The organism is Halorubrum coriense DSM 10284 (assembly GCF_000337035.1).
Lineage (GTDB): Archaea > Halobacteriota > Halobacteria > Halobacteriales > Haloferacaceae > Halorubrum > Halorubrum coriense.
Map to the genome: position 1 here is coordinate 73,796 of NZ_AOJL01000026.1, position 21,420 is coordinate 95,215.

At 62.9% G+C, this 21,420-nt stretch carries 20 protein-coding genes and 1 pseudogene; 14 read left to right on the forward strand and 7 right to left on the reverse strand.

Translation table 11 applies throughout. The features are described from left to right. The first annotated feature begins 323 nt into the window (after window positions 1-323). The 10 genes and pseudogenes from msrA to C464_RS17405 all read left to right on the forward strand — a co-directional run. On the forward strand, window positions 324-947 hold the full coding sequence (gene msrA / locus C464_RS05395) for a peptide-methionine (S)-S-oxide reductase MsrA (RefSeq protein WP_006112605.1): 624 nt from the start codon (window positions 324-326) through the stop codon (window positions 945-947). Between the two features lie 229 nt (window positions 948-1,176). Further along, a complete protein-coding gene (locus C464_RS05400) occupies window positions 1,177-2,319 on the forward strand; it encodes an FAD binding domain-containing protein (RefSeq protein ID WP_080510409.1) in 1,143 nt (380 codons plus the stop codon). Between the two features lie 227 nt (window positions 2,320-2,546). Further along, entirely contained in the window at window positions 2,547-3,404 is an 858-nt protein-coding gene (locus C464_RS05405) for an endonuclease/exonuclease/phosphatase family protein (protein WP_006112607.1), read from the forward strand. A gap of 77 nt (window positions 3,405-3,481) precedes the next feature. Next, window positions 3,482-4,390 (forward strand): ADP-ribosylglycohydrolase family protein, encoded by a 909-nt coding sequence (locus C464_RS05410; RefSeq protein ID WP_049910882.1) that lies wholly within the window; start codon window positions 3,482-3,484, stop codon window positions 4,388-4,390. 150 nt (window positions 4,391-4,540) lie between these two features. Next, window positions 4,541-5,617 (forward strand): hypothetical protein, encoded by a 1,077-nt coding sequence (locus C464_RS19590; RefSeq protein ID WP_239640202.1) that lies wholly within the window; start codon window positions 4,541-4,543, stop codon window positions 5,615-5,617. Then, the gene (locus C464_RS05415; protein WP_006112611.1) at window positions 5,614-6,162 is read left to right on the forward strand and encodes a hypothetical protein; all 549 of its coding nucleotides are present in this window, start codon (window positions 5,614-5,616) and stop codon (window positions 6,160-6,162) included. Before C464_RS19590 ends, C464_RS05415 begins: the two co-directional genes overlap by 4 nt. Window positions 6,163-6,976: 814 nt before the next feature. Continuing rightward, the gene (locus C464_RS17400) at window positions 6,977-7,348 is read left to right on the forward strand and encodes a cold shock domain-containing protein (protein ID WP_152420897.1); all 372 of its coding nucleotides are present in this window, start codon (window positions 6,977-6,979) and stop codon (window positions 7,346-7,348) included. Between the two features lie 735 nt (window positions 7,349-8,083). After that, the gene (locus C464_RS18900; RefSeq protein ID WP_049910883.1) at window positions 8,084-10,360 is read left to right on the forward strand and encodes a phospholipase D-like domain-containing protein; all 2,277 of its coding nucleotides are present in this window, start codon (window positions 8,084-8,086) and stop codon (window positions 10,358-10,360) included. Between the two features lie 253 nt (window positions 10,361-10,613). Next, window positions 10,614-11,978 carry a restriction endonuclease gene (locus C464_RS05425; protein WP_006112614.1) on the forward strand — a complete coding sequence of 455 codons (1,365 nt, stop codon included), beginning with the start codon at window positions 10,614-10,616 and terminating at the stop codon, window positions 11,976-11,978. A gap of 336 nt (window positions 11,979-12,314) precedes the next feature. Continuing rightward, window positions 12,315-12,611, forward strand: a pseudogene (locus C464_RS17405) (ADP-ribosylglycohydrolase family protein); the annotation flags it as partial. A 382-nt stretch (window positions 12,612-12,993) separates the two neighbouring features. Here the strand turns inward: C464_RS17405 and fer are convergent. Then, window positions 12,994-13,383: a ferredoxin Fer gene (gene fer / locus C464_RS05430; RefSeq protein ID WP_006112615.1), complete on the reverse strand. Its 390-nt coding sequence runs from the start codon at window positions 13,381-13,383 to the stop codon at window positions 12,994-12,996. Between the two features lie 241 nt (window positions 13,384-13,624). On the opposite strand from fer, the gene C464_RS05435 reads away from it, so the two are divergent. Next, window positions 13,625-14,494, forward strand: a complete 870-nt coding sequence (locus C464_RS05435; protein WP_006112616.1) for a CheF family chemotaxis protein — start codon at window positions 13,625-13,627, stop codon at window positions 14,492-14,494. 82 nt (window positions 14,495-14,576) lie between these two features. After that, window positions 14,577-15,491 carry a hypothetical protein gene (locus C464_RS05440; protein WP_006112617.1) on the forward strand — a complete coding sequence of 305 codons (915 nt, stop codon included), beginning with the start codon at window positions 14,577-14,579 and terminating at the stop codon, window positions 15,489-15,491. A 70-nt stretch (window positions 15,492-15,561) separates the two neighbouring features. On the opposite strand, the gene C464_RS05445 is transcribed toward C464_RS05440, so the two are convergent. Further along, complete coding sequence (locus tag C464_RS05445) at window positions 15,562-16,464, reverse strand: MOSC domain-containing protein (protein ID WP_006112618.1); 903 nt, start codon at window positions 16,462-16,464, stop codon at window positions 15,562-15,564. 133 nt (window positions 16,465-16,597) lie between these two features. Here C464_RS05445 and C464_RS05450 point away from each other — a divergent pair, with 133 nt between their 5' ends. Continuing rightward, entirely contained in the window at window positions 16,598-16,993 is a 396-nt protein-coding gene (locus C464_RS05450; protein WP_006112619.1) for a CopG family ribbon-helix-helix protein, read from the forward strand. 41 nt (window positions 16,994-17,034) lie between these two features. Here C464_RS05450 and C464_RS05455 read toward each other — a convergent pair whose 3' ends face one another. From C464_RS05455 to C464_RS05475, 5 genes are all read right to left on the reverse strand, one after another. After that, the gene (locus C464_RS05455) at window positions 17,035-17,328 is read right to left on the reverse strand and encodes a chorismate mutase (RefSeq protein ID WP_006112620.1); all 294 of its coding nucleotides are present in this window, start codon (window positions 17,326-17,328) and stop codon (window positions 17,035-17,037) included. Between the two features lie 32 nt (window positions 17,329-17,360). Next, window positions 17,361-18,254: a shikimate kinase gene (locus tag C464_RS05460; RefSeq protein ID WP_006112622.1), complete on the reverse strand. Its 894-nt coding sequence runs from the start codon at window positions 18,252-18,254 to the stop codon at window positions 17,361-17,363. Between the two features lie 119 nt (window positions 18,255-18,373). Further along, complete coding sequence (locus tag C464_RS05465) at window positions 18,374-18,985, reverse strand: hypothetical protein (protein ID WP_006112623.1); 612 nt, start codon at window positions 18,983-18,985, stop codon at window positions 18,374-18,376. Continuing rightward, a complete protein-coding gene (locus tag C464_RS05470; RefSeq protein WP_049910884.1) occupies window positions 18,982-19,443 on the reverse strand; it encodes a hypothetical protein in 462 nt (153 codons plus the stop codon). Before C464_RS05470 ends, C464_RS05465 begins: the two co-directional genes overlap by 4 nt. Then, entirely contained in the window at window positions 19,440-20,798 is a 1,359-nt protein-coding gene (locus tag C464_RS05475; RefSeq protein ID WP_006112626.1) for a hypothetical protein, read from the reverse strand. The genes C464_RS05470 and C464_RS05475 overlap by 4 nt, the downstream gene beginning before the upstream one ends. A gap of 157 nt (window positions 20,799-20,955) precedes the next feature. Here C464_RS05475 and C464_RS05480 point away from each other — a divergent pair, with 157 nt between their 5' ends. After that, window positions 20,956-21,414: a DUF5796 family protein gene (locus C464_RS05480; RefSeq protein ID WP_049910886.1), complete on the forward strand. Its 459-nt coding sequence runs from the start codon at window positions 20,956-20,958 to the stop codon at window positions 21,412-21,414. The last annotated feature ends 6 nt before the right edge of the window (window positions 21,415-21,420 follow it).

A 21,420-nucleotide genomic window follows, 5' to 3' on the forward strand; every position in this document is an offset into this window, starting at 1 on the left:
CTGTTTGCTTCCAGATCATTATCTCCTCAAAGGTGGTTCGAGCTCTTTGAGACAGATTTCACAACCGATCAATCCTTTTCCTCAACCGCTAAGGTTTCGCGTTCTTTGGGTAAACCAGCTTAGGATATGATCTCGAAAAGGGTAGTGAGGATGCTCCGATCTGCCGAGTGCCCCCACAGCAACTCACGACGCCGAGAATGTCTTTCCGCCGCCGACTGCACCGAATCTCGACGCTCAGCATATACGGCTGCGAGCCTAACTGATGGTAGATGCGGTGGGATCCACGACCCGCGCTCCGGCGACTTTCGAGGCTGGTGACTTCAATGACGCTCACACAAACACAGATACGCGAGTACGACCGCCGTGCGATGGATAGTGCGGAGACTGCCACGGCGACGTTCGGAATCGGCTGTTTCTGGGGGCCTGATGCCCAGTTCGGTGCGATGGACGGCGTCGTTCGCACCCGGGTCGGCTACGCCGGCGGTACAAAGCACGATCCGACGTATCACGCGTTAGGCGACCACACGGAAGTGGTCCAAGTTGAGTTCGATCCCGACACGGTAGCGTATCGAGACCTTCTGAATCGGGTGTTCGAGTCGCACAACCCACAGCACCAGAGCAGAAAAACACAGTATCAGAATGTCGTGTTTGCTGGGACGGAAGACCAACGAGCAGTCCTCGACGAATTTCTCGCTACGCGAGGGCTCACTGCCGATGGGATCGGAACACGCATCGAGCAGCTCTCACGCTTCTACCCCGCTGAGGAGTACCATCAGAAGTACAAACTCCGGTCCGTCTCCTCGCTCATGGACGCGTTTGAGGCGGCGGGATACGGCGACGATGAGTTGCGGGAATCGCCAATCGCTGCCAAGCTGAACGGGTACGCCGCCGGGCATGATGTTGGCATTGACGAGGAACTCCAGGCACCCGATCGCGGGAGAGTATAGACACCAGTAGTTTGGTGGCGACGGACAGCGTCGTCGACAGGGGCTAGTCAAGTGGATAACGCGGATCTCCGACGGCGGCGGTTCCGACATGATTACCCTTACGCCGCTTGATTGAGACCCCCTCGCACCGTAGATACCACGTCCCGGAGTGAATCGGCAACCGCCACGGGAAGCCTCGCGGCTTCGATGGACCCGTAGGCTTTCACCTGTCACGCAGTAACGGACTAGTGTGTCCACCGACCAGTCCCATCAGTCTGTGTCCGGTCTCGATGTACTCATCTCCGGTGGATCGATGGGCGGGCTCTTCACCGGGATTTCTCTCGCACGATCGGGCCACAGTCCAACGATCTACGAGCGGTCGGCAGGGGCGCTCAAAAGCCGCGGCGGCGGGATCGTCGCCCAACAGAACATCCGTCGATTTCTCAGCGACCACGACATCGTTGACCCGGATGAGATCACGACGCGGTCTCACGAGCGTCGGTTTCTCACGGAGGGCGGCGGCGTCGAACGCGCCGTGTCCGAAACGATGGTGTTCACGTCGTGGGACGCGCTCTATCGACAGCTCCGCAACGCCTTCCCCGACGAGCAGTACCGAACTGGGACAACGGTCACAGGCGTGACGCCCGAGACGGCCACGGCCACGACCGATGACGGGACAGAACGGTCGGCGGACGTGGTTGTCGCCGCCGAGGGTGGTCAGTCCGCGACACGCGCACAACTACATCCCGACGTGGAACCGGAGTTCGCGTCCTACGTCGCATGGCGTGGCGTCGTCGACGAAGCGACCCTCCCAGCTGTATGTGTCGAGGCGTTCGACGAGATGTTCACGTTCTACCAGGGGGCCGATCAGCTCATTCTCGCGTACTTCATTCCGGGCCCGGACGGCGAGACTGAGCCGGGCTCGCGTCGGCTCAACTGGGTGTGGTACGATACCCTCGACGGACGGGACCGAGGTGCGATATTCACAGACACGAGCGATACCGAACAACGGTTCTCCGTCTCACCGGGTCAGTTGCGCGAACCGGTTCGTCACCGACAGCGCGATCGCGCAGCGAAGCTCCCGCCCGTGTTCGAGACACTCGTTAGTGAGACACCAGACCTCTTCGTACAGGCGATTTACGACCTGACGGTCCCATCGATGGTCACAGGTCGAGTGTGTCTACTCGGAGATGGTGCGTTCGTTGCCCGCCCGCATACGGCAGCGGGGACCGCGAAGGCAGCTGGTGATGCAACCGCGCTCGCCGAAGCTCTTGCGAGTCACGGATCGATCAACGAGGCGCTCGCGGCATGGGATCAAGCACGCACTGAGTACGGTACCACACTCGTCGCCCGTGGGAAGCAGATGGGTGACGTGCGGCTGAATCTAGACTGATAGGGTTCGAAGTGACTGCTTGAACGCGTGTTGCGTGTCGCGGCCTCGAGCAGGTCAGTTACCGCTGTCGATACAGTGGTGAGTACTGGCGGGTGGTCATCAACATCAGCGTAGCAAACCTAACGCAGGACATCTGAGAGAGATTTGGGTTAACAAATAAGCGAGACCCTGTCGTGGTATACGCCCTCGAAGTGCGGTTATTAGTAGTTTGTTACCATAGCACATCTATGCGAGTTCTCACGTGGAACGTCAAGGGTGCGTTCCCATACCAAGCAGAGGAGGACATCGAGGCGCAGTTCGAGTATCTCAACGACCTAACACAGAAGCCGGATTTGTTGCTGCTGAATGAGGTGAATCAGTACAGACGGGAACTGATCCGCGACCTCGTCACCGATACGTTGGGATACGATGGTGTTGTCGACACACTCTCGTGGGCGAACGAGCTGCGTGAGAGTGAAATCCCCCCACATCACGATATCGGGCATACGAACGGCAATCTGACGGCCGTTCGTGATAGTAGTTGTATCGAACACTCTCCATTGGAACTCTTTGATGAAGTCTACGATGATGAGGATATCAAGCACCTCACTACGCACTATCCTGAGAAAATTCTCGTCACGACGTGTGAACTCGCTGGGGTAGAAATCGAGGTTTGGAATGTACGTGCCGTTCCAGGGGGCATGAAGGGTGAAGAAAAAATCAAGATCTTCGAGACGGTGTTCCAGCGGATCATCAATGGCGAGGAGAAACTTCGAATTCTCGCAGGCGATTTCAACTCTCCGGATGAGGAGTTACCCGATGGGCAGGCTGTCTTCCACATTGATGATAAGGATCCAAAGATCCGTGACCGGTGGCGAAATGCAGCGCTAAACATCCTCAAGGGACTAGGCCACGTCGGGATGGTAGACGTATTCCGGTATCAATGGGGATACGGAGATGTTGATACGCTAGACGAGAGCTTCGGAAACAGTCGTTTCGACCATATTATTGCATCCGAGGAGTTGACTCCGACCGATTGCTATTACGACGCTGAGTCACTCGATTACAGTGACCACGCTGCACTCATCGCTGACTTCAAAATCTGAACGCTAGCACGACAAACCATAATCAAAGCGGCAACTCGCAACAGACACTTTCCGTCGGGACTTGTGTTGTGTGACGTATGGATATCGATCGAGCTCGTGGTGTTCTCTGTGGAATCGCTTGTGGGGACGCGCTTGGCCGGCCGGTTGAGTTTATGTCTGCGTCCGAGATTCGGGCTGAGTACGGGCGGCTCGACGAGATGATCGGACACGGAACGTGGAACCAGCCCGCTGGGACGATCACGGACGACACCGAGCAAGCGCTGTGTATCGCACGGAGCCTCGCCGAGCAACACAAGTTCGATCCGGCGGACATTGCCGACCGGTTCGTCGCGTGGTATGACAGTGGCCCATTCGATATTGGGGGGATGACGAGGCGGTCGTTGAGCCGACTCAAACACGGTGACGAGTGGGACGAAGCAGGCCAGCACGTGTGGGAGCAGAGCAGAGAAGGCCAGAACGCGGGGAACGGGAGTGTGATGCGATGCGCACCGCTTGCCATTCCGTACGCGACAGACCGGCAACGACTTGTGGGGGTGAGTCGGCAGTCCTCGCAGATCACGCACGCTGACCCGCGGTGTACGTACGGCTGCGCAGTGCTGAACCTCACGGTGGCGGGCCTCCTCGACGACGTGGACACGCCGCTACAGGACGCGCTTGACAGCGTCGGCTCAGACGCGACTGGTGAGCTTGTGACGGCGCTTCAACCGCTCGCTCGTGGCGAGTCACCAGACACGTTAGAAACGTCAGGATACGTCGTCCACTCCCTACAGACGGCACTCCACGATGGGCTGTTCACTGAGAGTGCCGAGGAGGCGATCGTGACTGCGGTCAATCGCGGTGGAGATACCGACACGATCGGGGCGATTGCGGGTGCGGTCGCAGGTGCGCGGTTCGGCGCATCGGCGCTTCCTGATCGGTGGCTTGATGCGATTGACGAGGCTGGCGAACTCAAATCGATAGCAGACCAACTCGTGGAGCTGGCATGACGAACGCACGCTTCTACAACCTCTCTTGAACATCATTACTGACTGGCACACAAGACCCGGTCCCAGTCAGATTAGTCGGAGCTACAATTGGTTGTTAAGAGTGTGCTATCCTGGCAAGCAGTTTTATAATTTCGTTGAGTCTGTCGGGTTGTGAGCAGCGACGTTGAGCCGAGCGACTGGGCACGTCTTGATCCGTGGTTTGAGGCGTACCTCGGCTCCGGAAGCGGTGCGGGGACGCATCGGTCTGACCGGGAGAGAGTGCTACGGGCACCGAAACAAGAGTGGGGAGCGATTGATGTAGTGGCCCAAGCCGGATTGAACTCGAAGCCCACGCGGTTCTGTAGTCCACCCCTACAAGTCACGAACAAAGACCAATTGACCGAGTGGTGGACCGAGCTCGATTCCTGGTGGGATGCCTTCAGTAAAGCAGGCCACCAGAAGGCAATCGAGATCGCTGACCTACTTGAACAATCCAACGAGTGGTGGGCAACATCCGCAGTTCCCTTCGAGACGGACCCGTTGGCTGCGGACATAACGGGGACGCGAACGCTTAGGGGGCCAGTACGACCGAGCGGTGAACTAGACTGGTCACAGTGGCTCGCGCAGTTACTTGAACCATCTGCGGCGCTCGTCAGAGAATTGTTTGGCGTTCCAAGTGACGACCCACCGAACGAAGTACTCCGTGAGGCTCGACTCCCGAAAGAGGACGGTGGGCGACGCCGGGCAGATATTCTGGTTCGGCATCCCGACTACGGAGTCTCAATCGAAGTGAAACTCGGCGATGAGAACTATCGGAAAACTCCGGAGACGGCGCGACTCATCGAACGGCACTACGATGACGTGGGATGGAACCACGCCCTCCTGTTACCGAAGCGGCAGCGTGGTCGTCTCAACGCAGTTGTGTCGCCAAGTATCGATGAGCAAGCGGACGGGACGCGTGAGATCGTGTGGGACGAATCGGGACCAATTACCGTCCTGTACTGGCAGGACGTCGCTGCAGCGGTTCGAGCGGTACTACAGCGAGGTGATGTCGTCGACGATCACTGGGCAGCAAACGCGTATCTCTTCTGTGCGGCGGTTGAACAGCACATCGCAGGCTTCCAACCGCAGCCTGTGATCGACCGGATGGTCGACCCATCAGGTGTCGTTGAGACGGTGCGACCGATCGTTGTCTCAGACGCACTCGACGAACAGTTAACATATCTCCGGTCGAGACTCGACTTATGACCGACGAGTTTCTGACCGAGGGGTTGCGTTCGGATCGCTACCTGAAGGCACTCCAACTGATTTCGCAGTTTGAAGACGAGATCGAGGCACGCCTCCGCGTGTTCGACCAAGCGTTGGTCGACGAACAGCCGGAACTTTTCGACCCGGGGACGGATATTAGCGTGAAGACCAATCGAAGCACCGGGTCGGCGCTCACGATCCATCGCATTAATCACGAGATGGAGGGGCCGAAGGCACCGGCGGATCGCAGGCAGCGACTGAATGTACACCTGTATTGGATGTCCCCGACGGAATACGATCGGACCGATGTCGACGGTGCGTTGCGAGCGTTCGGCTACAAAGTCAAAGGTGCTGACGAAGCTGTTGACCAAGCGGTTGTTGACCGCACGAGAGCGGAAGACTGGTCGCTTTCAACCTCCGACAACCCCTATGACTCGAACGCAGTTTTCTACAAACATATCGGATCAGTCGACGAACTTGAGGCGGCGCAGGCAGAGCTCGTTGACCACTTCGCTACATTTGGTGGACGGTACAGCGGGGACTGAAGCCGGGCAGTTTACCGTTGATCATGACTTCGGGCGAAACAAGCTCAATTAGGGTAATCAGTCACAAACATATTATATGTGAACTGGTCAGTTAGCATAACAGTCGATGTCCCTCCAATATGACGGTGGAGATCGAATCCGAAATCCGGACCGTACTGATTACCAGGTGGGGAACCGATTCAAAAAGATTCTAGAGACACTCCCAGATTCGACGGTCCCGAAAGCGTTGGTGATAGTCGGGATTCTGACTCGTGAGCTAACCCCTGTCGATGTCGATCCGTCAGCGCATCGGGACAAAGCAGCGACGATTACAGACCCACCGTCTGCTGAGGTACCCGTTGAGACGGTTCAGCGAACTCTCTGGTTGCTCAGCGAGGTTCGGGGATCACTATCTACGGAGCGTAAACAAGCGGTCGGAACGATACTCTCCGCTTCGGGTTTGAACACGCCAGAAGGGTCTGAGTCCGAGAGGGCCCAAACGAGCGAGACGGGCGAGAGTGTCGACTCGAACGTCGATAGTTCGAACCCGACTACGGGGGACATACACGAAGACGAAGGCGGGCAAAACAATCTTGAGAAAAACTACGAGTGTGAGTTTTGTGCGGAGCCATTTGCTAGGGAGCGTGAGTTGATGTCTCATCTAACGTCGTGTACTGAGCGGCCCGATGGTGCTCGCTTCGGGTGCGACCACTGTGACCGCACATACCACTCTCAGCACGCAGTCGACCGCCACGTCGAACGCACTCATGATCCGGAGCCAGAGGAGAAAACAGTGCATCGCTGCGCTGACTGTGGCAATGAGTTCGATGCGCCGATGGATCTCCTCAGGCACAGGGCGAGTCACACGGGACACTCGAACGATACCGCTGACACGGACGATTCCTCAGCACCAACTGGTGGACAGCAGCTGAACGACGAATTCGTGGCTCGAGACGATGTTGGTGTTGTTGACCACTCTAATCCGGAGGATGGCTATGGGTTCATTTCGACAAGTGAGGTGACTGATGATGTCTTCTTCCACGTGAGCAACGTTGCAGGTCGATTCCCCACAGAGGATGACCTACTACAGTATGATATCCGTGAGACCGATCGTGGGTACGAAGCGGTCGATATCGAGCACAAAAAACGAGCAGAGTCAGTAACCGACCCATTCGCCAGTACACGTACGCGCTGGGGAGGGAATTGATTTCAGAGGCTCTGTTGAAATCCTATTTTCAGACATAAATTGCGATGAAACACCCGGTCGCTGAAGGGTGCGTGCTGACCGGATCTACCATCCCATCATAAGTATTATCGTTACTACTCTTCATCCGTATGTATGAGTACACTTACTGATCGACGGTTCCTCCTATTCTGTGCTATTTCTGCTTTTATTGGCGTTCCTGCTGCGGTTTGGCAATTTCCTAACGACGGAATAATGATGCTCATCGTTCCGATTGTCATATTAATCATCTTGATGTTTGCCGATGGATATGCAACTTCAACTTGAGTCCCCTGTACTGACGACACTCCGGTCAGAATGTATCACATCCTAAGGGTTTCAACAGACCCGATAGAGTGTGATTCAGACCTATCAAAACGAATCCGCTAGGGATAGCTTGAGTCGCCTGCTTACAACCATTTACACTCGGGACACCCCCTCCCCCCCTCCCCCTAGGAGACAATCGTTGGAGGAGAGATTCAGTTCGAACGCGATCAGTACCAGTTTCGAGCATCATCTCCATCAGAACTCTACCAAAATGAGACCTTGTTCAGGTCGATGATGATATGCGACTTTTCGATGGCTAGTTACGTTTTCTCAGGTCGCTTAACTGCTCTCTACAGACCTTCCTGATTTTGTCGAGGTGCCTTTGGGGGACCGAAGATACTCTACTACCACTCCACGGCACGGGTTTATTCGTCGCAGACGGATGGCATGTTTATGGACGAACTGACGGCGAACATCTCGTTTGATCGGTTCGCAGATATGCCAGAATTCTACGGGTCAGGTGCGGCGAAGTACCGGTTAGCGATGGTGAAAAGCCGTGATGACTTCTTAGAGTTGTTCGAAGGCGCAGACCACGTGGACGCAGTGACGTACGCGGAGACGCCTGAACTGATGGTGCAGATGCTGACCGAGTACGGTATCGGGTCGCTCGACGTGCTCATCGGAAACGCCGACGATTACGCCGATCAGGTGAACGAAGTGGCGACGGCCCGGTCATTGGTACAGCTCCGGCAGGACGACCGGCTCGTCGTGCGTCTGAAGAATCGGAAGACGGTACACTCGAAGATCTACCGGATCGTCATGCCGGACGACACGGTGAAACTCGTTCAAGGGTCGGCGAATCTGTCGCGGAATTCGTGGGAGTACCACACAAATCAGATCTCGGTGATGACGACGGAACTCGGCACGGAGTTGGACGAGTCGTTCGAACGGTTCATCGATCAATACCGAGAGGGGTACAGTAGCCAGACGCTGCTCGAGGGACTGGTCGAAGCGCTCGAAGACGCGGATTCTCCCGAAGAGCGTGAAAATCGGATCGAGTACTGGGTCGGAGCCGGCGACCTTGACGTGAGTGACACGGCCGCGCTGAATCAGGACGCCGTGGAGGATCTGAAAGCGGTCGCGGATCACGTCACGGCGGTCGTTGATGACCCTGACGAGGCCGATGAAACAGTTGCGTTCGTCGAAGATCCGGACACCGCTGATCGAACCGTCGTCGAACCAGAGGAGACCGAAGGAGAGGAGTCCGACGAACCCGCCGGCGAGGAGACGGAACCGGACGTGGGGCTCGTCGAATCAGAGCACGAAACCGGGCTGACGGACACGCTCGATCGTCCTCGTGTCAGGACGCCTGACGAGCGGATACGGATGGGGACGAGCAAGGTCGATAAGGACACGGCGGACGAGTTCGGGGCGAGTCTCCGGGATCGCGGCGCAACCATTGAGGATCACAGCATCACCGCGCCGCTCAGCGCGTACAACACACAGGTGAAGGAATCGACGGCGATTCCGACGATGACGGTGTTGCCGGACGCGGAGCAAGTCGTGATCGGTGAGCAAGACGAGATGATCCTCGTCGCTACCGAGGAACCGACTCCTGCGGTGTTGGATCACTGCCTCGAAACGATCGAGGACTACATCGAGACCGTCGAAAACCACGGTCACACGCAGTCCGAGACGGCGGTGATGGCACAGATGTACGAAGCGTTTCTCTACGGATTCTGGGCCCCGTTCGCAAACCAGTACGCCGAAGCCATGTCATCGCCATCCCGTACACTCGATAACGTACTCCAACACCTGTACATCGAAGGGAAGAGCGACGCCGGGAAGGACAAACTCACCGAGTACATCCTCCGACTGGTCTCAGACAACACCGTGATTTCCGGGGTGGACGCCGACGACGTCGGCGTCAAAGAGATCCGCGGGATTCGAGAGTGGAACACGAGCTTCCCGTACGCCATCATCGACGCGGAGAAAGAGAAGATACAGCGGTGGAGCCCGATCCGGAACTACTGGGGCGATTGGACGCCGACGAGCGTCGATCAGCCGTGCCTGATTTTCACGACGAACGATGCGCTCCCGAAATCTGAGTTCCGGAACAGAATGAAGATTCTCAGCATGGACGTGTCGTTCCCGTCAAACCCAGAGGATCCGGGATTCCGCGAGGCGCAAGAAGACCTCGCAGACGTACTCGAACGGCAGAATCCTATCTTCAGTTACGTCGCGCGACGCATGCTCACCGACAAGCCGTGGACTGACGGGAACGGTACGATCGAAGACGTCCGTGGTATCGTTCGGGAGTTCTACAAAGAGGCCGGAAGAGAGCAACCGGAGTACTTCCCTGCCGACGAACCTGCTGAGAAAACGTACGACACGGGGCGGCTCAAATGGCAACGCGACATTCAGGGCGGTCGAGTCACGTTCGAATCAGAGCCCGACGCGATCACGGCTGATTTCGACCGCGAGGAGTACGAGGTGTACGACTACGAGAAGCGACTCCCCAAGCGGTTCATGTCGGAGAAGTCCTCTACGAGCGTGTACATCGGCGCACCGGACGAATTCGCAGAGTGGATCGGGTACTCCGTCGAAGATCTCCTCGGGAATCCCGCGGAGACCGAGACGCGGCCAGAACCCCAAGCAGAAAACGAAACTGACGCCAGTAACGCCGACGAGTCAAGCGGGTTCCTCTCCCGGCTTCTCGGCAGGTCATAGCGACCGCAGCGTCGGAGCGTTTCGGGAGGTTTCCGTCAGAATACCTCGAACTCGGCACGATACACGCACACGCTTCTCTGTCCGCCAACCGTGGGACCTCATATTGGTCCTAAAATCGGAACGGTATTTCAGAAATGACGATTTCAGAAATCGTCGTTTCCGAAACTGGGAACTCCATCTGTGAGGGCGTGTTACTTGGAGAGGGTTTCAATAGACCCTTTACAGCGGAACTGACACAATTGGAGTACGCTAGATGCCCGTCTTAGATGATCTCTCCGGATTCGAGTTCGAGGACGTGATGGAGGACGTCTTCCGGAACCTCGGGTACGAGAACGTCCGGCAGGCGGAACGGACCGCCGACGAGGGGCGCGATATCCTGATGGAAGAGGTCGTTGACGGGACTCGGCGCGGTGTCGTCGTCGAGTGTAAGCACACGGGAACCGTCGGGCGACCGGTCGTACAGAAGCTACACTCCGCGATTGCGACCTTCGAGTTCGACGGGCCGAAACGCGGGATGGTGGCAACGACCGGTCGATTCACCGGCCCGGCCATCGAGTACGCCCAGCGGCTTCGGCGGAACGACGACCCGTACCCAATCGAACTGATCGACGGCGAGGACCTGCGTGAGATCGCTGACGAGATCGGGTTGGACCTGTACAACGGTCGGATAGAAATCCTGTGCGACGAGACGCTCCGGCCGTACGATCCGGCGACGTCGGTGACGGCACCGGTCGAGGAAGCGTTCCACGACATCGAAAACATCGAGTCAGCGGACCTTCCCGCGCCGCACTCTCACGTCACCTTCCGGCCGGTCGTTGCTGTGACAGCGGACACGAACGGGGTCTTCGAAACGTCGGTCGGCGTGATTCATCGGGTCAACGACCGGTCTCGGTTCGTTGTCCACGCCGAACGCGGCCACCCGAAAACCGCTGCGGGTGATGTCTCGAACCTCGTGTTGGAGAACCTCCACGCGACCGTCGATCTCGACGCGGAGCAGTTCGAAGATCAATTCGATGTGGTCGAAGAGCGCCGATTCGGGCAGACACAGACCGAGTACAAAGACTGGGCCGTCGACCGGGTCAGAGAACGCCACACGACGACGGTCTCCTACACGGGAGACAACAACGTCACGTACACGAAAACGTGCGAACCGAAGCGCTCCGACATTTCGGTACAGTCGATCGAACCGGTGTACCTCCCAGAGATTCGGCAGACGACTGAACTACGGGAATACACGTATCCGTACGAGTACTTCACAGCCGGACCGTCACGCGTCACGAGCGAAGATGGGATTCATCGATGCGTTCACTGCGATACAGCTGGCACTGATAACGACTACACGTACTGCGCGAACTGCGGGAGTATCAACTGCGACTCGCATATCAAGACCGAACGGTTGGAGGGAACTCCCGTCTGTACCGGGTGCGCGGTGACCGAGCGCTTCGCGTTCAAGACCAAGTACTTCTACGACGCGGAGAATCGAGACGCGTTCCGCGAAGAGTACGAATCGATGCCGTTCTACGAGAAAGCGATGGAGAACACACCGCTCGCCGTCGGCACGGCCGCCGTAGTCGTACTCGTCTTACTCGGAGTCCTGATCAGTCTCGGGGGGATATAACCCGGTTAGCCCGCGTGTAGTTTCGTTTATAAGTGCAATCGGCAATTCGTTATTGGAACAGGGGTGGGCACCGAATACAACCCGTCGCTTATATAAACGGACGACGGAATCGCCGAAACCGGATCGTTGCCCGTCGTTGTCTCGACGGGCAGTCACGCGGGTCGCCCATCCCCCGGTCAGAAATCGATCCGCCGAGTCGAATATTACTCTAGGGCAATTACCTGGGTCCCTCTTTAACCTGCAGACCATATGGTTGCTCACACGACGAAAAAACGGAGTTTCAGACGTCGGATCTGAACGAGGGGGGATCAATGCCGCACAGGCAAAGGTAGCCCTCTCACGGCGCTTCAACCCCTCGTTCGTGGCGATTCACCAGACACGTTGGAGACGTCGGGATACGTCGTTCACTCGCTACAAACGGCGCTCCACGATGGGCTGTTCACTGAGAGTGTTGAGGAAGCAATCGTGACTGCGGTCAATCGCGGCGGAGACACCGATACGATTGGGGCGATTGCGGGTACGGCCGCAGGTGCGCGGTTCGGGGCGTCACAGCTTCCGGAGCGGTGGATGAGTGCCATCGATGAAGTTGGGGAACTCGAATCGGTGGCAACACAGCTTGTGGAAGCAGAGTGAATTCTGGGTAGGTATCAGCGAGTCGGATATCAAACACCTATCTCAATGAGCTAGTGGTAGCTGCCGAGAAAAGAAGGGTAGTTCACTCTGTGTCGGTGTGTACTTCCGGGAGATGTGGCGCTATTCAAAGGATTTTGTGTTGAGACTACATCTCGGGTGAGCGGAGCGAAGTTACAAGTACATCGGAAGCTGGGGCGCGAGCATCTGACATCGACTCAAGGGTGACCAAACGTCGTGGATTACAAAAGAAAGTTCTGCTCGGAGTTTTCTAGTGGTTAGAGAACCGGCTACATATCGGCTCTATAGCGGGAATGTCGCGGATGCGGAATCAAAGCTGATTCCGAAGAGCCGCGATTGTTTAACGAGGGTTTTACGCTGCTGCTTAGATGACGCGGTTCTGCAGGTAGTCGAGGTGTTTCGCGTTGTAGACGATCTTGACCTCGTCGGTGGCCGGGCTGCCGATACAGGTGAGACGGACGTTCTTCTCTTCGACTTCCTCGTCGGAGAGGATCTGCTGCATGTCCATCTCGATGTCGCCTTCCTTGACGATGGAGGCGCAGTTCGCGCACGCGCCGGCGCGGCACGAGAAGGGCCAGTCGTAGCCCTGGGCCTCGGCCGATTCGAGGATGTATTCGCCCTGGTTCACTTCGAGGGTACCGTAGTCCTCTCCGTCGAGGCCGGCGTCGGCGGCCTCCTCGAAGAGGTCGTCGTCGTCCATCGACCAGCCGTGGTCGTCGAGCACTTCGTAGTTGAGGTATTCTACTGTGGGCATCACCAGATGGTTTGAAGCCCACGTCATTAGGCTTTGCTGTTCCATGGCCGGTGCCCCCCGAGAGAGCGCGGCGCGACCGAACACGTTCGTCTCGGTTCGGCGTCGAAATCGGCCGTCTGACGGCCCGTTTCGGCCGCGCTCGTCTGACGGAGTCGCCCGCGGCGATTCGGGTGACAACCGGTTATCACGACTGATACGCCGTGAGTAATAATAAATACCGTACGGTGCTCAGGACGTATCGATGGGAGAGTCCGTCGTCGCCGACTTCGTCGGCCGCGTCCATGCGGCGAGTCTGGGGTCCGACGAGCCGGCGACCGGTCGCGTTCTGTTGAGCCAGCGACGGCTCGTCCTCGCGACGGACGACGGGAAGGAGACGGTCCCGCTCTCGCGGGTGTTCGACGTCGTCGTCGGGAGCGTTCCCGGCGAACTGCGCTCGTTTTTCAACGACAGCGTCACGATCGCGTACGAGCGCGACGGGTCGCGCCGGTCGGCGCTCGTGGAGGGCGAACCGGACGACATGGACAAGTTCGTCAGGCTGCTGTTCACGGCCCTGTTGCGGAACGTCACCGTCACGGTGCGGCACCCGGCGAAGGTCGGCGGTCGCGTCACGGACGCGACCGATCACCGCGCCTCGGTGTCGGTGTCGCCGGGCGAGATCCGGTTCGACGACTGTCCGGACCCCTTCACCGTCGACCTCTCGTCGGTGATCGACTACGAGCGCACCGACCGCACCGTCGGCGGAAAGAAGCGGCCCGCGCTCGTCTTCCGGCACGTCGCCGACGAGCGGACGGTCACGTCGATCACGACCGTGCCGAACGAGCGCGCGCTCAACATCCTCGGCCGGTACATCAAGATCGAGTACGACGAGGCGATGGAAGAGTTGGACTCGTTCGACCCGACCGAAGAGCAGATGGAGATCCTCGTCTCCATCTACTCGGCCGGCGGCGAGGCGAACATCGCCGACGTCGTCACCGGCGACGTCACGCAGACGTCGATGATCCTCGACACGCTCCGAGACGAGAACCTCGTCGCCGACGGCGACAGCGGGGCCGCGCTCACCCGCAAGGGACAGATGATCGTGAGCTCGTACCTCGAGTCCGTCAACGCCTGAGCGTCGAACGCGCGGTTCGGGGCTGGACGCGACGCCACCGCTCGGGGGAAGTTTCATAGTCGTGTACCCGTAGATATCTTTCATGCGAGACAGCAACCACCCCGGCGGCGACTCGGCGCTCGACGCCGCCGTCCGCGACCGGGGACTCGACGCGCCCGGCGGAGTGGGAGAACCCGGCTCGCCCGAGTGCGAGACGCCTCCCGGCGACGCCGGCGGTCCGGGACCGCGGGTCGCCCGCGTCCCGGAGGACCACGCCCACGACACGTTCTCCGTCGAGGGGATCGACACCGACCGACGCGAGGGGTTACTGGAGGCGGTCCTGCGCGACGTCGACGGCGTCAGCGCCGCCTCGGCGACGCGACGCAACGGGACGGTCGGCGTTCACCACGACCCGTCGCTCTCGCGGGACGCGCTCCGCGAGGTGCTGACGGAGTGCGGCCTGGTCGTCGCCTCCGGCGACGAGGCGTTCGAGTCGCGGCGCGCCTCACAGTTCGCGTCGGCGCGCGTCGCGGTCGCGACCCTGTTCGGCCTGATGGTCGCGACGCCGTACATCGCGGTGCTGTACCCGACCCGCGTCGAGTGGCTGTTCTACGACCCCGTGACGGTCCAGTACCTCCAGTCGATCCTCGACTCGCAGATGACGACGCACTTCTTCATCAACCTCGGCGCGCTCTCCGGGCTCGCGTTCCTCGTCGCCTGCGGCCCCACGATCCGGCGCGCGGCCGCGGCGGTGCGCGACGGCGAGTTCACCAACGAGGTCGCGTTCGTCGGGGGCGTCGCCGCCCTCTACGGATACAGCACGCTCACCGCGTTCACCGGTCTGGAGGGCGCGGTCCACTACGATCTGGTCGCGTACGCCGTCGTCGTCGCGACCTTCTGGACGCAGTTCGGCGTCACGGACACCGCGGTCGACCCCGCGTCGCGCGGCGAGTCCGCGGCGGAGCCGGCCGACGCCGACGCGGACGAACCGGTCGCGATGACCGACGGCGGGCGCTGACGCGGTCGCCGTCTCGGCGCGCGCATCTCCCCGCTCTGTTCTTCGCCGCTCGCTCGCCGCGCCCGACCGATCACTCCGCCGCGTCCCCGCCCGCGACGGGCGTCCCGCTCTCGTCGACGGCCACGACGCCGTCGACGGTGACCTCGTCGCCGACGGCGAGGACGTCCCCCCACGAGCGCTCCGCGACGACGGTGTTGACCATCAGTCGGAAGTCGTGGTCGAAGCGGTCGCTCCCGGTCCACTCGGGCAGCGTCTCGCGGCGCTTCCGGACGAACCGCTCGCGGAACCCCTCGATCGTCGCGCCGGTGTCCGGGTCGCGAGAGGGGACGACGCAGCGCTGACACGGGTTGACGCCGATCAGTTCCGTGCCGCCGACCGCGACGCGGACCCCCTCCCCGTGGTCGGCGAACAGCCGGTCCTCGAAGAACGCGGGACAGTCGTCGAGGACGACGTTCGGGCGCAGCCGTCGCCGCATCTCCGTCGCGTCCGCCACGTCGTCGAACCACGACGCGACGGTCTCCAGCGTCGCCCACGAGACCACCGTCGGCCCGTGGGCGGCGCGGTCGTCGGGGAAGCCGCCCGCGTCGTCCCGCACGAGGTCGACCGCGTACCCGAGGTACTTGCCGACCCAGTCGGCCAGGGCGTCGCCCTCCTCGGGGAGCACGAACGTGCGCTCGTCGGCCGGGGCGCGCTCGGTCGCCGGGCGCGAGAGCGTCACGGCCGTCGGGGTGGCGTCGGTTGGGCCGGCGAGGTCGTACTCGGCGCGGAGCCCGTGGATCGCCGGCTCGCTCTTCCCGTTGACGTAGCCGCCGCCACCGCCGACGGAGGCGCGTTCCGGGTCGACGCCGGCCTCGACGAGCGCGTACGAACGGTCGCCGCGGAGCGCGCCCTCCGGACCGATCGCGGCGCGGTCGACGGCGACGCCGTCACAGGACTTCAGGGGATAGGCGAGGAGTTCGGCGACGCGTGTCATATCCGGGGTTCGGCGGGCCGAATCAAAAGCGATCGGCCGACGGTCCGGGCGGAGGCGGGTGTGGCGATCGGTGGTATCGAACTGCTGATCGGCATGACGAGCCTCTTGTACTCGCGGGATCCACGACGAGGCGATGCGAACGAGCGTCAATCTCCCCGACGAACTGGTCGACGAGTTCGATCGGGCGCGGCGAGAGGAGGGGATCGAGAACCGGTCGCGGGCGGTCCGCGAGGCGATGCGCGAGTTCGTCGAGGCGCACTCGCGGCTCGAAGACACGACCGGCGAGGTGGTCGCGCTGGTGGGCTTCGACTACCGACACCACGAGGTCATCCGCGAGCTCCACGGCGCGCAACACGAGTATCAGGACGTCATCCTCAACACGAGCCACACCCATCAGGGCGAGTGGTGTCTCGAATCGCTGTTCTGCCGCGGCGACGCCGAGCGCGTCCGGGAGCTCACCTACCGGCTCCGCGACTTCGACGCCGTTCGCCGAGTGAAGGTGATGCTGATCCGAGACGGGGCGGAGTAGGGCGACGAGGCGCTCGGGGAGGGCCTCGGGCCGAGCGACTCCTAACGGCTCTCTCGCTGCTCGACCTTGTTCAGCTCGATCAGCAGCCGGAAGATGGCCTTCACGAGGTTCGCGTCCACGTCGAAGCGCTCGGCGTTCTGGCCGGCGCGCTCCATCACGCGCTCCTCCTGCCCCTCGTCGGTGGTCGGGAGGTCGCGCTCGTCTTTCACGGCCGCGACCGTGTCGGCGACGTACGTTCGGCGCGCGATCAGCTCGACTATCTCGCGGTCGATGTCCTCTATCTCGTGTCGCAGTTCGTCGAGGCTCCGGTCGTCCGCGTTGGGTGTGTCGCTCATTGGTAGTGTGGTGAGTGGTGTGTCGCGGGCGCTCACTCGACGGTCGCGCCGTCGGCTCTCGTCGTCGTTCGTCGCAGCGTTCCGGGGCGGTCGGTCCACGCGTCGGCGACCGCGTCGAGGTCGGTCTCGGGGTCTTCGGGGTCCGCGACGGCGACGACGCTCGGTCCCGTCCCCGACAGCGACACCGCGGCGGCGTGCGGCATCGCCTCGACCGCGGGGCCGGCGTCGAACCCGAGCGCGGCCGAGAACGCCAGCCCGTTCACCGTCATCGCCTCGCCGTACCGGCCGTCGAGCGCGAGGTCGGCGACGAGGTCCGCCATCGGCGCGACGGCCTCGCAGCGCGCCACGTCGGCGTCGGCGCTGTAGGCGCGTTCGGGCGGCGTCCAGACGAGGACGTCCCAGTCGACGGTCTCGCGGACGCGGAGTTCGTCGGCGTCGTTGTCCGTGACGGTGACGCCGCCGAGCATCGACGCGGTCGCGTCGTCGAACGCCCCGGTGACCGTGACGCCGGCCTCGCGGGCGGCGCGGACGCCCAGCCGACAGGCCTCCAGGCGGGTGACGTCGACCGCGGGGGCGTCGGGGTCGTCGCCCACGCCGAGCCCGAGGGCGTCGCAGGTCGCGAGGACGGTCGCGTTGGCGGCCGCGCTGGAGCTCTTCAGCCCGGCGGCGAGCGGCACGTCGCTGTCGGTCCGGACGCGACCGCCTTCGCCGTCGCCCCAGCGCTCGGTCGCGAGCGCGGCGCAGCGCTCGATCAGGTCGGTGTCGGCGTCGGCGTCCTCGGCGATCTCGCCCTCGACGCCGTCGGCCGCGGGGTCGAGTTCGACCGTCGCGCGCGTCTCGATGTCGATGCCGAAGGCCGCGCCCGTACCGGTCGCGAGCGCGTTCAACACGGTTCCGGCTCCGAGCGCCGCGGCCCGTCCCTCCATAGGATCACGGCTCGCGAGCGCGGACAAAGAGGTAGCGATAACGGCGAGTCTCTCGGCGGGCGGACCGCGACTGGCCGCCCCGAAGCGGAACCGCCGCGGAGACCCGAGCCGGCGGCGTCTCAGAGCGGCTCGGCGCGCCTGACCGCCGCGTCGACGGCGTACCGGTCCGGGTCGGACCGAGCGCCCGTCCGTCGGCTCGGGAACGTGACCTCGACGGTGAACCGTCGGGACCGCGAGCCGTCGAAGCGATCGTCGCGCGGGAACCGGCGCGAGACGTAGTCGTATCCGACGGCCTCGCGCGCGTCCGACCCCGCCGGCGTGGCGTACGCGTCGACGCGGAACTCGACCGTCCCGTACTCGAACCGGCCGGCGTTTTCGACCGTCAAACGGGCGCTGATCGTCGTCCGCCCACCGCCTTCGCTCACGCGCAGCACCGAGGCGTCGGTGACGACGAGCCCGGAGCCGTCCGGTCCGACCTCGTCCGGGGTCGTTTCGCCGTCGGCGTCCGTCTCGTCGTCGTCCGTCCCGTCGTCGTTGTCGTCTCCCGCTCCGCCGCCCGATCCGTCGTCGCCGTCGCCGCTCGTTCCGTCGTCCGTCTGTCGGGTGGTCGAATCCCTTTCTTCGGAAGTCACGAGACAGCCGGCGAGCAGCCCGGCGGCACCGACCGCGAGGACCCCGCGGCGCGACGCGAGCCGGAGCGGGCGGTCTCCGCCGCCTCGGTCTGCGGTCATCGCATCACCGTCCCGAGGACGCCGGTGGACGCGCCGACGGCGCCGGAGACGAACGCCGTCGCGAGCGTCGGCACGAGCGCGTCGACGATGCCGTGCGCCTGCGCGGCGGCGTCGCCCTGCGAGACGACGATCACCGTGACCGCGACGAGGCCGTACGCCAGCGCGCCGAGCCCGGTCCCGAGGCCGCAGGTCGTCGCCGCGGAGACGACGCCGCGGGCCCGCGAGCCGACGAGGACGCCCAAGACGCCGGAGAGCGGGACGGCGCCGACGAGGACGGTCGCGGTCGCGGCGAGGTAGGACTGCGCGACGAACACCGGACCGAACCGCGCCGTCTCGCCGGTCGCGGCGGTCGCCAGCGCCGCCTCGGCCCACCCCGTCGCGGCCGCGCCGACGATGCCCGCGCCGACGCCGACGAGCGCGAACGCCGCGGCCACGAGCCCGACCTGGTTCGCGTTCACGCGCCGGTCACCCACCCGTGCCGTAGTCGGCCGTGCCAGCCGGCCCGCTCCTCCCACGCGTCGCCGGAGAAGCCGGCCGCCAGCAGGAACTCGTCGGCCCGGACGACGTAGCCGTACTGGACCCCGGCGTGCTCGTCGAAGCCGTACCGCTCGCCCTCTGCCTCGCGGTGGTAGAAGCGGTGCCAGGGAGTCGGTCCGACGTCGGTCTCGGCGTCCGCCTCGGACGCGTTGCCGTCGGCGGACGCGTTTCCGTCGGCGGACGCGTTCCCGCTGAAGTCGGAGCCGGCGAGCGTCGCCTCGGGGTCGATGGACGCGCGGCCGTCGGTCGAGCCCCCGTCGAGCGCCGTCGAGAGCCGCGATTCGGCGGTCTCGGCGTCCGGGTAGCGCTGGACGTACACCGGGACGCCGTCGAGCTCGCGGGCCCAGCCGCGGAACGTCTCGCTGGGTCGGTTCCCCGCCGGAGGGCGCTCCGCGAAGGCGACGAACACCTCTTCGACGCGGTCCGCCGGCTGCGGGATCGGGCCGAGCCGAGCGCGCAGTTCGCGCCGGCGCTCGGGCGGAAAGGCGTCCCCGTAGATGCGCGGGACCCGGTCGCGGTCGAGCGTATCGCGGTCGTACGGCCGGTGCGCGAACGTCGAGAAGTCCCGGCTCGCGACGGCGAGCTCGACGAGCGTGCCGTTCGTGACCCGGCCCCGCTCGCGGTCGTCGGTCGGCAGCGGCGCGAGCAGCCGCCGGAACAGTCGGTTGTGGATTGGGTCCCGAGAGAACTCCGCCTCGACGTAGAGCGCGGTCCCGATGCTCGCGAGTCCGGTCCGGATGCGGTCGAGTTCTTCGAGGGCGCGGTCGACGTCGCCGCGGGGCGCGAACGTCCGCAGCGTCTCGACGTGGCGGTCGACGCGGCTGCGGATCCGCGGCCCGGGCGAGAAGTGCGGTTCGAGGGCCCCGCTCGCGCGGTCGATCGCCGTTCGGGTCGCGGCCGCGACCGCGTCGACCTGCGCGGCCGTGATCGCCGCCTCCTCGTCGACGGTCGCGCGGATCGACCGGACGGTCGCGACCGCCTCGGCGATCGCGTCGCGGTAGGTCGCCACGGCGTCCGGGTACTCGGTCGCGAACCACACCGCGTCGTCGACGACCTCGCGGGTCGCGGCCGCCAGCGCGGCGTTCGTCACCGGCGGGTCGGCGTCGGCGTCGCCCGCGTCGTCCGGCGGGTCGTCTCCGCCGGGGTCGTCGCCGTCGCCCGGCGGGTCGGCGTCCGCGGCGGCGTCGGGGTACTCGACGCCTCGAACGCCGAGACACCCGGCGGTCCCGACGAGGGCCGCGCCGACGCCCAGCAGGGACCGTCGCGTCCGTTGCATGACACGCACTCCCCGCGGCAGGAACTTAAATGTGGTACGCCGATTCTCGCGGCTGAATTCGCCCCGGTCGCTCAGCGGTCCGGCGGTCGGCGGTCCGAACCGCTCCGCGCGAGGCCCGAGCGCGTCCCTTTTGAGGCCGGCACTCCGAGCCTCGCGTATGTCCGCGCCATCACGCAGCGACGTGCCGCCGACCTCGATCGGCGTCGACCTCCGCGAGGAGGGCGTCGTCGTCGAGTACCTCGACGGCCGGACGACCCTCTACCGGGGCGTCCCCGAGTCGGCCGAGGGATCGGTGACCGCCGGTCCCGGCAAGGAGACCCACGTCCTCGTCACCGACCCCACCGAGACGGAGGGCGTGATGACGTACGTGAACGACTACAAGACCGACGACGAGATCCTCGAGGAGTCCGGCGTCGGCCGCGTCATCGTCGAGGACGGCGACCGCGACGAGGTGTTCCCCGGCGTGATCGTCGGCCGCGACGGCCAGCGCAACGAGGTCGTGGCGGACCCTGAGGTCGCCGGCGGGCGCGTGTTCGTCTTCGTCGAGGACGGCTGGACCGAGGGGAGCTACGAGATCGTCGAGGGCCCGGAAGACGGGCTCGACGCGCACCGGTGAACCCGA

Coding starts and splice junctions, on each gene's coding strand:
- msrA (WP_006112605.1), top strand. CDS start 324: ATGACGCTCACACAAACACAGATACGCGAGTACGACCGCCGTGCGATG.
- C464_RS05405 (WP_006112607.1), top strand. CDS start 2,547: ATGCGAGTTCTCACGTGGAACGTCAAGGGTGCGTTCCCATACCAAGCA.
- C464_RS05410 (WP_049910882.1), top strand. CDS start 3,482: ATGGATATCGATCGAGCTCGTGGTGTTCTCTGTGGAATCGCTTGTGGG.
- C464_RS05415 (WP_006112611.1), top strand. CDS start 5,614: ATGACCGACGAGTTTCTGACCGAGGGGTTGCGTTCGGATCGCTACCTG.
- C464_RS17400 (WP_152420897.1), top strand. CDS start 6,977: ATGGATCTCCTCAGGCACAGGGCGAGTCACACGGGACACTCGAACGAT.
- C464_RS18900 (WP_049910883.1), top strand. CDS start 8,084: ATGGACGAACTGACGGCGAACATCTCGTTTGATCGGTTCGCAGATATG.
- C464_RS05425 (WP_006112614.1), top strand. CDS start 10,614: ATGCCCGTCTTAGATGATCTCTCCGGATTCGAGTTCGAGGACGTGATG.
- fer (WP_006112615.1), bottom strand. CDS start 13,383: ATGCCCACAGTAGAATACCTCAACTACGAAGTGCTCGACGACCACGGC.
- C464_RS05435 (WP_006112616.1), top strand. CDS start 13,625: ATGGGAGAGTCCGTCGTCGCCGACTTCGTCGGCCGCGTCCATGCGGCG.
- C464_RS05440 (WP_006112617.1), top strand. CDS start 14,577: ATGCGAGACAGCAACCACCCCGGCGGCGACTCGGCGCTCGACGCCGCC.
- C464_RS05445 (WP_006112618.1), bottom strand. CDS start 16,464: ATGACACGCGTCGCCGAACTCCTCGCCTATCCCCTGAAGTCCTGTGAC.
- C464_RS05450 (WP_006112619.1), top strand. CDS start 16,598: ATGCGAACGAGCGTCAATCTCCCCGACGAACTGGTCGACGAGTTCGAT.
- C464_RS05455 (WP_006112620.1), bottom strand. CDS start 17,328: ATGAGCGACACACCCAACGCGGACGACCGGAGCCTCGACGAACTGCGA.
- C464_RS05460 (WP_006112622.1), bottom strand. CDS start 18,254: ATGGAGGGACGGGCCGCGGCGCTCGGAGCCGGAACCGTGTTGAACGCG.
- C464_RS05465 (WP_006112623.1), bottom strand. CDS start 18,985: ATGACCGCAGACCGAGGCGGCGGAGACCGCCCGCTCCGGCTCGCGTCG.
- C464_RS05475 (WP_006112626.1), bottom strand. CDS start 20,798: ATGCAACGGACGCGACGGTCCCTGCTGGGCGTCGGCGCGGCCCTCGTC.
- C464_RS05480 (WP_049910886.1), top strand. CDS start 20,956: ATGTCCGCGCCATCACGCAGCGACGTGCCGCCGACCTCGATCGGCGTC.